Raw genomic sequence first — 13017 nt, forward strand, 5'->3', positions numbered from 1 at the left:
CAAGAATTCCTCTTTCAAGCCTCAATTCTCAAATTTTTTCTTTAATTAACCAACGCCAAAAACCCCTCCTTATTTTGCTAAATAAATTTTCTTTAACTGATCCTTGTAAAATCAATAATTTTATCGCTAATTATCACAAAAAACAAATTCCTGTTTTAACAATTGATGCTATCAAATCCCCTAAACTTCAAGAAATATATCAAAAAGCTTTAACAACAATCAAAGCCAAAAATCCCCTTTTTAAATCTAGAAGAATAGCAACCCAAACTCCCAACATTAAAGCTATGATTGTAGGAACTCCCAATGTTGGCAAATCAACTTTAATTAACAGTTTTGCCCAAAAAAAAGTTTTAAAAACAGCTAATTTAGCAGGCACTACCAAACGCATTCAATGGATTGACATTGCTAAACCCAATATCCAGTTTTTGGATACTCCAGGAGTTTTGTGGCACAATTTTTCTGATCCTCGCATAAGTTTGGCATTAGCACTTGCAGGCTGCTTTAAAGATTCCATTTTACCTTTAGAAAAATTAGGAATTCACGCACTTTGCTATCTTATAAAACATTATGGTACCAATTTGCAAAAACGCTTCAATTTAGACCAAAATGATTTATCTAACCCTAATTTAGTTGATATTATCGGACAAAAAAGAAATATTTATACTAAAAATCAAAAAGTTGATCAATCTAGAGTTTATCAAATGTTATTGCAAGAAATAAGGCAAGGTAACTTAGGGAAATTAAATTTTGACTTAGATGTTTTATCTCTCTTTGAAAAACTTTTCTAAAACCCAACCAACCACCAAACCAAAAAATAGAAACGCAAAACAATTAATTACCCAAACTAACCATATCTTTTAATTGAGGGAGCCCAAAAAATGAAATCAAAAGTTATTATAGTAGAATCTCCTGCTAAAACCAAAACTTTAAGCCGTTTTTTAAATGACGAATTTTTAATTTTATCTTCCAAAGGTCATATTAGAGATTTGTCGCTAAAAGGCAAAGACAGAATGGGAATTGACATCGAAAAAGGATTTATTCCTAAATACAGCATTATCAAAGAAAAAGACAATATCGTAGAAACTCTTATCCAAAAAACTAAAGGCAAAGAAGTGCTATTAGCAACCGATCCTGATCGCGAAGGAGAAGCAATTGCTTGGCATTTATCACAAATTCTTAATTTAGACCCCCAAAAAACTAATAGAATTGTTTTTCGAGAAATTACCAAAGAAGCAGTCTTAAAAGCTTTGCAACAACCTCGCAAAATCGATGAACTATTAGTGTTTTCACAAGAAACTCGCAGAATGCTAGACCGTATTATTGGGTTTAAACTGTCGCGTTTGGTAAGGAGACTCAAATCACAATCAGCAGGAAGAGTGCAATCAGTTGCCCTTAAATTAATTGTTGATTTAGAAGAAAAAATAAAAGCTTTTGTCCCTGAAGAATACTATATTATTACTGCTTTTTTTAAAGATTTTCAAGCAGAATACCAAAATCCTTACAAAGGCAAAACCAAAGCCAAAGAAGCTTTTAAAATTGTCCAACAAATCACAGATAAACCCTTTTTAGTTAAAGAATTAAAACAAAAAGAAGCCAAACAATCACCCAAACCACCCTTTATTACATCTACCCTGCAACAAGAAGCCATCAACAGCCTAAATATAACTTCTAATCAAGTTATGAGAGTTGCTCAAAAACTTTATGAAGGAGTTGATATTTTAGGTGAATCTATAGGGTTAATTACTTATATGAGAACAGATTCGCAAAGACTTGCAGACAGCTTTGTTAAAGATGCTCAAAAATTAATTAAAACACAATATGGCAAAGAATATTTAGGTACTTACAAAACCAATAAAAAAGCTCAGTCGCAAGACGCTCACGAAGCTATAAGACCCACTGATTTATCCAAAACGCCTGAAAGCCTAGCCCCTCATCTTGATAAATACGAAAATAAACTCTATAAACTTATTTATCAAAGAACTTTGGCTTCTTTAATGACACCTGCCATATTTCAAAAAACCCAAGTTTTTTTTGAAGTTGCAAACCATCTTTTTTTAACTGAAGGTTTGATAAAAACTTTTGATGGCTATCAAAAAATTTTGCAAGATGGCACCAAAGATAAAATTATTCCTTCCTTTAAATTAAATGAAACTTATTTGCCTCAAGAAATCCAAAATTTACAAAAATTTACTAATCCTCCAGCACGCTTTTCTGAATCCACTTTGATTAAAACTTTAGAAAAACTAAATATTGGAAGGCCTTCTACTTACTCTCAAATCATTTTTACCCTCAAAAAAAGAATTTATGTTGATTTAGTAGAAAAACGTTTTGTTCCTACCGAACAAGGAATTTTGACTGCTAAAAACTTAGAATTGTTTTTCAAACAAATTATTGATGTTAAATATACTGCCAAAATGGAAGAAAATTTAGATAAAATATCTTCAGGATTAGTTAATAATAAAGAATTATTGCAAGAATTTTATGATGCTTTCAAACAACTTTATCAAATAGCCGATCAAAAATTAGAAAAACCAAAAGATATCGAAACCGATCAAAAATGTAATTTATGCAATGCCCTTTTACTCATCAAAAAAGGACGCTATGGTATTTTTTTAGGTTGTAGTCGCTTTCCTGAATGTAAAAATATTGTTTCTTTAAAAGAAAAATCAAGTTCTGTAGAAACAAATCCTTCTATGCAAACCGATCAAAAATGTAATTTATGCAACGCTCCTTTACTCATCAAAAAAGGACGCTATGGTAATTTTTTAGGTTGCAGTCGCTTTCCTGAATGTAAAAATATTGTTAAAATTAAAAAAACTTAAGTTTTTTCAATGAAAAACATAAAAAATTTTTTCATATTTACAATATTTTCAAGTCATTTATATAACAAAAAAGACTATCGATTGATAGTCTTTTTTAATTTATGAATTTATTTAAAACTTTTTGGTTGCTTTTCCTTTTTTAATTTATATACAAAACGAACACATACAAAAACCATAAACATTAACATAATGAAATTAGCACTGAAATTGGCAAATCCATATGCATTATTTATTTTAATGCTTGTTTTTTCTTCATTTCCAAACCAAACATTTCTAAAGAAATAAAGGGCAGGTATTCTGAAAAGAAAAACACGACCAAAACTTAACAACAAATCATATTTAGGTTGTTTAGCTGCAATTAAGAAAGTAGAAAAAACTTCTAATTGATTAGTTAATAGACAAGTTGTTAAAAGAGCACCCAACAAAAAGGACTTAAATTCTGGGTTTTTTGCATGAAACATATCTAATGTCATTTGGTCTTTTTTTTCTTTGCCTAAATTTTTAAAAAATAAGCATAAATCATCACCAAAACCAAGCCCACAATATTCTTTAGGAGCACAAATTAAATAAGTAACTGCAAATACTAAAAAACAACAAAATGAGACAAGCATTAAAGTTTTAATTGCTCTTTTGTTATTTTTGTTCCCTAAGTTTTCAGAAACAATCATTAATTGTCCTTCTTTTAACGAAAACGATATTTGAGCAAATAAAGTAATAATGCTATCAGCAACTCCAATTGCACCTAAGCCGCCCAAACCTTTAAATTCGAAAGGAGTTCCAGCTAAAAATGGTTTATCAAATGTGCTATCTACCATAAATAAGGTAAACATTCTTCCGCCTTCATAAATAAATTTGCCTATTGTTAAAGTAATACTTAATTTCAAAATAGTTTTAAGTAATTTTTTGTCTTGGAAAAAAGTTTTAAAAGAAAAATCGCCTAAACTTAAAAATAAAGGATTTTTTTTGTTAAAAAGAGTGAAAAAAGCAACTATTGTAATAAATAAATAAGCAAGACATGAAGCTGTTTGCAACCCTAAAACATTGGGACACAACGCTTCTAAACCAATGACTTTGATGCCAAAACATAAAGTACTTAATCCAATTTTTAAACCCATCATAATACAGTTTAGAACCAAAATTTTTTTAAGTTTTCCCAAAATTCTTTCAATTCCTAAAAAGAAAACATTAATAGCAGCTAAAATAGTGCCCAACATTTGTAATCTAAAAGCGTTAATGCAAAGATTTTTTTCCTCAGTTGTTATTGCCTTTGGTACTCCGTTAATTACTTTTTCCTTTAAAAAAAGACTACAAATAGGGCTGGAAAAACCAATCATAACACAAGCTACAACCAAACTTACTATGAATAACAAAACAAAAACGCTAGATGCTATTTTACGAGCTTTTAAAGATTTGACATTTTTATTTTTACCCACTTCGCGCGAAATTAATGCAACTCCTGTAATTCCTAAACAAACTCCTACTGCTTCTACAATGCTTTGAGCGGATTTGGAAAATTGAATGTAGCTTTGGGTTGCTCCTTCTAGACCAGCTCCAAAAAAAGTATCAACACTACCGAAACAAGCTTTAAAAACATTAAAAACAATAATAGGCAAAGAAATAATCCATAAAGCTTTTAATAAGTTTCCCTCCAAAACAAGCCTACTTATTTTATCTTTTTTATTAATTACTTTGTTTTTCGTCATTTATTTAAAAAACCTTCCTTTTGATTTGAAATTAATTGAAATAAATTGATAAATTATTATATTTATTTTTATTGCATTTGTTGTGCAAAAAAGTATAAATTTAAAAAACAAATGGCAGTTATTTTTTGCAGTTTTAAAAGTGTTTGTTTGTATCTTTTTTGTCAATGTAAAAATTAATTATTTTTCAAACAAACATTTTTGCCTTTATTTTAAGGATTTGTAATTAAGGATTTTTAAAGGTTTTCAAAAAAAGATTTTAGGTTTAATTGGTTAAAGTTTTTGTTTTCTTTTAGCAATCATTTGATGAAAAAACATAACAAAAAAATGCTTATTAAATCTAAAATAACTGCAAATTGTTTTCTTAACTACTCTTTAAGTATAACATATAAAAAAATAAGTGTTAATATTTTTGCTACTCCCAAAGATAAAAAACAACTAAAAAAAGGAAATCCAAATCCAAAAAGCTAATAAAATTATTCCAAAAAAACAACTTCATTATTTTTTTGAAAACTTATTTTTCAATTGTTTTATTTATTTTAGCCAATAAATATTTGTTGCAATATTTTGTTTTATTTTGCGAAAAAGCCCAAATATCACAAAATTTTTACAAAAAGAACAAAAATAATACGTTTTAATTGCAATATTTGATTAAATCGTATACAATTTAAATGTAGCTGTTAATAAATCAAAAAATTCTAAGACTAGCATAAAAAGTTTTTTCATAAAAATTTTCATAAAAAAAGATTAGTTAGTTTTTGAAATACCTAAAAATTTACTTAAAATAATAATTTATAATTTGGATAAAGACACAAAAAAGACAGTTAAAACAAAAACCAAACTAATCATATTATATTTTATTATTTTTTTTAAACGCTTTGGAACTTTTTCAAGTACACTATTTTTTTACTTATTAACATTTAACAACTATTTATTTCATTTATTTTAATTTTGACTCGCGCACTCGGATTTATTAAAAAACATTCATCAAACTAATCATTTAACAATATTTACAATATTTCAAAAATATAAAGGAGACTTAATTTTAAAATGAAAAATGAAAACCAAAAAGCAAAAACAACAACAAAAGAAAACAAAAAAATTGCTGTGTTAACTTCAGGCGGCGATTCTCCTGGAATGAATGCAGCTATTCGTGCTTTAGTTTTTGAAAGCGCTAAACAAGGATTTGAAGTTTTCGGCGTAAAAGATGGTTATTTAGGACTTTTTAATAACCAAATCGAAATCTTAAATCCTCAAACATTTCCTCGTGTTCTTAATGTGTCTGGTACTTTTTTGGGAACTTCTCGTTTTTTAGATTTTCAAAATAATTTAGATGTTCGCAAGCAATGCGCCAAAAATTTAAAAACTTTAGGAATTGATAAATTAGTTGTAATTGGTGGTGATGGTTCTTATAAAGGAGCATCCAAATTGCACGAACTTGGCATCAAATGCGTAGGACTGCCAGCCACCATTGACAATGATATTTGTGCCACTGATTTTACTATTGGATTTAGCACTGCTCTCAATAATATTGTAGATGCCATTGAAAAATTGCGCGATACTTCTGTTTCTCACAACCGATGCAGTATTATTGAAGTGATGGGACGCCACAAAGGGGATTTGGCTTTATTTGGTGGACTTGCTGCAGGAGCAGACGTTATTGTTACTCGCGAAAATCTTTTATCCCAAAAAACTATTTGCCAAAAAATTAAATCTTTGCGCCAAGCAAACCAAAGACATGCTATTGTAGTTGTCACTGAACATATTTTTGATGTTGCAAGTTTAGCCAAAGAGGTAGAAAATTACAGTGGTTTCGAAACTAGAGCCCAAGTTTTAGGACACATTCAAAGAGGTGGTAAACCAACTGCAGAAGATCTAGTCCTTGCTTTTAGAATGGGAAGTTATGCCGTTTCTTTATTGCAACAAAACATTTTTAATTGTGCTGTTGGCACTTGCGGACTTAATTTGCATTACACTACTTTTGGTGATCTTTTTGAAAAAACTTATGAAAAAAATGAATTATTTAATGTAGTAGCTAAATTGTTGTAAAATGATTGTAGAATAAAATATTGTATTTATCAAAATTAATTTTTGTACTTCCAAATCCCAAACCCCAAATAAATTACAATTGATTTTGATATAAATACTAAAAAAATAAAACGGAGTATATTTATGTCTATTGAAAAAAATCATTTGCCACACCCTTCCAAACCTGCCAACCAAACCCCTAAATCATTTAAAAGACCTATTTGGATCAATTTAATTATTCTTACTTTTCCCATTGCTATTTATTTGTTATTTCAACAATTATCCGTATACATTGATTTTTATATTATTGGGAACCAACCCAATTCCAGCACCAATTTAGATAAAACCATCTCTTATATGGCACAAATTAAAAAAATTTTGCAAAGTGTTGCTATAGCTTTAGGTGGAGCAGGTGTTATTTTAGTAGCTAGAGAATACAAAAAAAAGAATTTTACTAAAGCCAAACAATACGCTACCCTAGCTTTTTTATTGGCAATTATTTCTTCTTTATTCTTTTTAGTGGTTTTCGGTTTAGGTGTCCTTTTACCAGCTCCATTTGGAGATATATTTTTAAATAAAAGTTATCATAGCCAAAATGGACTTACATATTATTATCTTATTTTAATTACTTTTGTAGCTATTACTATGAATGCAGTTTTTATTGGATTAGAACGCGCCAAGGAAAAAACTAGATTTGTCTTAATCCTTAATATTTGTCTTATTATTACAAGAATTAGTATTTCTTTTGCTTTTAAAGCAATCAAACAAAATCAAGTTAATTTAATTGATTTAGCCCTAGCTGATTTAATTGCTAATTTATTGCTTACTTTGGTAACTTTTTATTGTATGTTTAGTTCTAAAAATATTTTTAAGTTGCAATTTAAAAACCTAGTCTTTTCTAAACGCACAGTAAAAACTATCCTGAAATTAGCAGTAACATTAATTATTGCCAAATCTACTTATGAAATTGGTAAACTCATTATTCTTGCTATGATAGACAGTTATTTTACCAAAGATCAAGAAAACTTAGTAGATATTTTTGGATTTGTTATGGCAGTTAATGGTATTTTTTATGCTATTTCTAATTCTTTTGAAGATAGTCAATCTGCTATGGTATCTCAAAGTGTTACTTTTCAAAGCAATAGCAAAACTTTTAAAATCTTTAAAAATGTTGTTGTAATTACTCTTATTATAGGAATTATTGGAGTATTTATAAATCAATTTTGTGGTGAACAATTATTGCTTGCCTTAAAACCTGAAAAAGTTTTTACCACACAAAAAATAACATCCTTTAAAGAAATCCTTAATTGGGAACAAACTTCTTTGTTTTTTTCTGTATGGACTACTTTAATGATGGGTTATGTCGCATCTTATAAGAAAAATGCTAATCTTATTTTTGTAATTAATCTTTTAAGAGTTGTTTTAAGAATAATTATTTTATGGTTTTTGCATGACATTTTGCCCCAATTAAAAGATGTTTCAATTCCTGATGCTACTCAATGTGGTTTAAGTACTTTTGGAAGCAATATTATTGTCTTTTTGACAACTACTTATTTATTTGTATCTTTTTTGCGTCAAAACAAAACCAACCAAACCCCGCGTTTTAAGAAAAATAAAAATAATGCTTTGCAAACCAAAATTATTAAATAAAAATTAATACAATACTGAAAAACATTTAAAAATATTTAAACATTTAATAAATGAGAATAAAATATTTAATAAATTATAACAAAGCACCAAATAATAAATAATAAAAGGAGTAAAATTACACAATGTTGAAATTAAACCTTGAAGGGATTTATAATTTTTTAGATTGGCACAATTATGCCCAAACTTTTGCCCCTCAAATCAAAGTCATACACCAAAAATTACATCAAGACCAACAACTAAAAGAAAAATATTTGGGTTGGTTAGAACTACCCTTACATTTTGATTTCCAAGAACTTGAAAAAATGAAACAACTAAAAAATTCCCACCCCAATTTAGATGTTTTAGTAGTAATTGGCATTGGAGGCTCTTATTTGGGAGCCAAAGCAGGAATTGAATTTTTGCAAACGCCCTTTAAAAAAACTAAGCCAGAAATTCTTTTTGCAGGTCATCAAGCATCAGGCAATTACTTAACTAATTTGCTCCATTATCTTAAAGACAAAAATTGGGCAATTAATGTTATTTCAAAATCAGGTATCACTTTGGAACCAGCCCTTGCTTTTAGAATCTTGAAAAAAGAAATAGAAGAAAAATACGGCAAACAACTTGCCAAAAATCGTATTTTTGTAACCACTGACAGCCAAAAAGGCGTTTTGTTAAATTTAGCCCTTAAAGAAGGTTATCAAACATTTGTTATTCCTGATTCTGTGGGTGGAAGATTTAGTGTTTTTACAAGCGTAGGCATCCTTCCTTTTGTTTTTGCTAATTTAGATGTTGTCTCAATGATGAAAGGCGCTTTGCAAGCTTATCACGACACTTTTCAAGAAGACCTTTTTCAAAATCAAGCCTATCAGTACGCTTTAGCAAGGTATTTGCTTCACACCCAACAAAACAAAAAAATGGAACTATTGGTAAGTTACGAACCGCATCTCCTTTCTTTTTCGGAATGGTGGAAACAATTATTTGCTGAATCTGAGGGCAAAGAAGAAAAAGGGCTTTTTGTAGGAGCCACCAACAATTCTACTGATCTACATTCCTTAGGGCAATTTATCCAAGAAGGCACCAAAATGCTTTTTGAAACAGTTTTAAATGTTACATCAATAAAAGATGATTGCGTTGTTCCTCACATTCCAAACGAACTTGATAATCTTAATTATGTAGCTGGAAAAACTTATTCACAAATTAATCAAAAAATTCTTCAAGCCACTAAACAAGCCCACATTGAAGGCAAAGTTCCTAATTTAGAAATTGTCATTCCTACTTTGGATGCATATCATTTTGGATATTTAGCGTATTTTTTCCAAAAAGCTTGTGCAATGTCAGGTTCGTTGTTAGGAATTAACCCTTTTAATCAACCCGGAGTAGAAATATACAAACAAAAAATGTTTGCTTTATTAAAGTCATAATTGCAATTATTACAAAAATATTCATTTATTACACATTAAAATACATTTTTTAGCAAAAAACCATTATAATATTTATGGTTAGTAAATTTAACTATTTGTCCCAAAAACAAAAGTTATTTTATTTTTCATTTTATAATTAAAAGCCAATTTAAAAAAGGAGTATTAATTATGCCATATATTGAAAGTATTTTAGCGCGCGAAGTGCTAGATTCCAGAGGAAATCCTACAGTAGAAGTAGAAGTTTATACAGAATCAGGAGCGTTTGGAAGAGCTATTGTTCCTTCAGGAGCTTCTACCGGACAATACGAAGCAGTTGAATTAAGGGATGGGGATGCCAAAAGATTTTTAGGTAAAGGCGTTTTGCAAGCTGTTAAAAATGTTACTGAAGTTATTCAACCAGAATTAGAAGGTTATTCTGTCTTAGAACAAACTTTAATTGATAAATTATTAATTAAACTTGACGGAACTCCTAACAAATCTAATTTAGGAGCTAACGCTATTTTAGGTGTTTCTTTGGCTTGTGCTAAAGCTGCAGCTAACTACTTAAATCTTGAGTTTTATCAATATGTAGGAGGCGTTTTACCTAAACAAATGCCAGTTCCTATGATGAATGTTATCAACGGTGGAGCTCATGCTTCTAACAGTGTTGATTTTCAAGAGTTTATGATTTTACCAACTGGACCAACATCTTTTAAAGAAGCTTTACGTTATGGGGCTGAAGTTTTTCACCATTTAGGAAAAATCTTAAAACAAAAAGGACTTCCAACTACAGTAGGAGACGAAGGCGGATATGCACCTGACCTTAATTCTAACGAAGAAGCCTTACAAATCATTTTGGAAGCTATCAAAAGTGCAGGATACGAGCCAGGAAAAGACATTTTTTTAGGAATGGACGTTGCAGCTTCCGAGTTTTATGACAAAAAACTTCAAAAATACGTTCTTGCATCTGAAAATAACAAAGCTTTTAGTAGCCAAGAATTAGTTCATTATTACGAAACTTTAGTTTCTAAATATCCAATTATTTCAATCGAAGACGGACTTGATGAAAATGATTGGGATGGATGGAAATACTTAACCCAAAAATTAGGTAACCAAATCCAATTAGTAGGGGATGACCTATTTGTTACTAACACCCAAAAATTAGCTCAAGGAATTGAAAACAAAATAGGAAACTCTATTTTAATTAAATTAAATCAAATAGGAACTCTAACAGAAACCCTAGAAACAATTGAAATGGCAAAAAAAGCTTCTTACACCGCTGTTATTTCTCACCGTAGTGGCGAAACCGAAGACACAACTATTGCTGATTTAGCTGTTGCTACTAATGCGGGTCAAATTAAAACTGGTTCTTGTTCACGTACTGATCGTATGGCAAAATACAATCAATTATTAAGAATTGAAGACCAATTAGTAGAAGCTCCTTTTTTAGGATTAAAAACTTTTTATAATTTGAAAAAATAAATCCCAATTAAACACAAAACAAAAGTGATTTAATAATACAAACAATACAAAAACAAAATAACATTATTATTGACAAGACCATCGTTTAAGATGTTCTTTTGAGGTAAGGAGTTTGGGAATATGACTAAAAAATTTGTAGGATTAATTATTTTAGATGGCTTAGGCTTAACCGACCAAAAAGAAAATAACGCTTTTCATTTGGCAAAGACTCCCTATCTAGATTATCTTTTAAAAAACTTTCCCAATACCACTCTTAAAGCCTCAGGTGAAGAAGTGGGTCTTCCCCAAGGTCAAATGGGAAATAGTGAAGTAGGACACCTTAATTTAGGAGCAGGAAGAGTTGTTTATCAATCGCTTACTCAAATTAATAAAGCTATTCGTGATAAATCTTTTTTCACCAACAAACAATTTCTTCAAGCCATCGAACATGTTAAAAAAAACAACAGTAAAATGCATCTTTTAGGACTTATCTCTGATGGAGGAATTCATTCTCATTTAGATCATTTTAAAGCTTTATTTGATTTATTAAAAGAAAACAATTTAGCAAACAACACCTTTTTACACGCTTTTACTGATGGAAGAGACACAAGTCCTCATTCAGGTATTAACTACATTAAAGACCTTCTTGATTATGGCTTTAATATTGCTTCTGTTGTTGGTAGATATTATGCTCTTGACCGTGATAACAATTGGAACCGCATTAATTTAGTCTATAATATGCTTACATCCAAACAAGCTCCTGTTATTGACTTGCCATTAGAAAACACTATACAAAATTTTTATAATCAAGGCATTACAGATGAATTTATCACTCCTTTTATTACCAATCCAAATGGTTTAATTAATGATAATGATGCAGTTATTTTTGTTAATTTTCGTCCTGACCGTGCCATGCGTCTTGCAACTGCTCTATCTAATCCTTGTGCTACTAATGCTTTTTGTTCTGAGGGTAAAACCAATTTTTGCGGTACTAAATTATTAAATAATCTTTTTTTAGTAACAATGACTAAATACAGCGCTCAAGTTAAAAGTGTAGTTGCTTTTGAAAAAATAACTCTAAAAAATATTTATGGTGAAGTAATTGCCAATTTAGGAATGCACCAACTAAGAATTGCAGAAACTGAAAAATATCCTCATGTAACTTTTTTCTTTGATGGTGGCAAGGAACTGCAATTAAAAAATGCAGATAGAATCTTAATTCCTTCTCCCAAAGTAAAAACTTATGATCTTAAACCCGAAATGAGTGCTTTAGAAATTACCACCCATGCTAAAACTGCTATTTTATCTGGTAAATACGATACTTTAATTCTTAATTTTGCAAATCCTGATATGGTAGGACATACTGGTTTTTTAGATGCTACCATTAAAGCGATTCAAACAGTAGACAGCTGTCTTAAAGAAGTTTTAAATGCCATTTTTGCAGTTAAAGGCAAAGCCTGTATTGTAGCAGATCATGGAAATGCCGAACAAATGACAGATAACCAAGGAAATCCACACACAGCTCATACCACTAATTTAGTTCCTTTCATCGTTACAGATAAAAATGTTGTCTTAAAACCGGGGTCTTTATGTGATGTTGCACCCACAATGCTAGATTTATTAGAAATTAAAAAACCTCAAGAAATGACAGGAAATAGTTTAATTAAAAAACTAGTTTAATCATTAACTTTATTATTTAAGAATACCATAATTAATTATTTAAGTGATTTTGATTACTTATTTAGCTAATAATTTTGAAAATAAAAAATCACAAAAAACAATTTATTAACCATTTATTTATAACTTTATTATTTATATTACATCATATTTATGAATTTATTAGTTATTTTATTTTTTTTGTGTAGAATCGGAGTAAATTATAATGAAAAAAGACAAACAAATAAAGATTTTTGGGTTTCACCCTTTAATGTTTCTTTTTTTTGTAGCTGTTTGTGCTTTACATCTTTTTGCAGT

The 13017-nt window shown here is 29.4% G+C and carries 8 protein-coding genes; 7 read left to right on the forward strand and 1 reads right to left on the reverse strand.

Going from position 1 to position 13017, the window contains the following annotated elements:
- Positions 1-788 (forward strand): ribosome biogenesis GTPase YlqF (gene ylqF / locus OL66_RS01515; protein ID WP_034172187.1); only part of this gene is annotated, 788 nt, incomplete at its 5' end.
- 90 nt (positions 789-878) lie between these two features.
- On the forward strand, positions 879-2822 hold the full coding sequence (gene topA, locus OL66_RS01520) for a type I DNA topoisomerase (RefSeq protein WP_034172188.1): 1944 nt from the start codon (positions 879-881) through the stop codon (positions 2820-2822).
- A gap of 107 nt (positions 2823-2929) precedes the next feature.
- Here topA and OL66_RS01525 read toward each other — a convergent pair whose 3' ends face one another.
- A complete protein-coding gene (locus OL66_RS01525) occupies positions 2930-4525 on the reverse strand; it encodes a multidrug transporter (RefSeq protein ID WP_011160654.1) in 1596 nt (531 codons plus the stop codon).
- 1047 nt (positions 4526-5572) lie between these two features.
- Here OL66_RS01525 and OL66_RS01530 point away from each other — a divergent pair.
- From OL66_RS01530 to gpmI, 5 genes are all read left to right on the forward strand, one after another.
- Positions 5573-6571 (forward strand): ATP-dependent 6-phosphofructokinase, encoded by a 999-nt coding sequence (locus OL66_RS01530; protein WP_052177937.1) that lies wholly within the window; start codon positions 5573-5575, stop codon positions 6569-6571.
- Between the two features lie 123 nt (positions 6572-6694).
- A complete protein-coding gene (locus OL66_RS01535; RefSeq protein ID WP_034172189.1) occupies positions 6695-8200 on the forward strand; it encodes an MATE family efflux transporter in 1506 nt (501 codons plus the stop codon).
- A gap of 122 nt (positions 8201-8322) precedes the next feature.
- On the forward strand, positions 8323-9603 hold the full coding sequence (locus OL66_RS01540) for a glucose-6-phosphate isomerase (RefSeq protein WP_011160657.1): 1281 nt from the start codon (positions 8323-8325) through the stop codon (positions 9601-9603).
- A 168-nt stretch (positions 9604-9771) separates the two neighbouring features.
- Positions 9772-11064: a phosphopyruvate hydratase gene (eno, locus tag OL66_RS01545; RefSeq protein ID WP_034172190.1), complete on the forward strand. Its 1293-nt coding sequence runs from the start codon at positions 9772-9774 to the stop codon at positions 11062-11064.
- Positions 11065-11184: 120 nt separating this feature from the next.
- Positions 11185-12723 carry a 2,3-bisphosphoglycerate-independent phosphoglycerate mutase gene (gene gpmI / locus OL66_RS01550; protein WP_034172191.1) on the forward strand — a complete coding sequence of 513 codons (1539 nt, stop codon included), beginning with the start codon at positions 11185-11187 and terminating at the stop codon, positions 12721-12723.
- Positions 12724-13017 lie beyond the last annotated feature (294 nt).

Source organism: Chrysanthemum yellows phytoplasma, from assembly GCF_000803325.1.
GTDB lineage: Bacteria > Bacillota_I > Bacilli_A > Acholeplasmatales > Acholeplasmataceae > Phytoplasma > Phytoplasma asteris.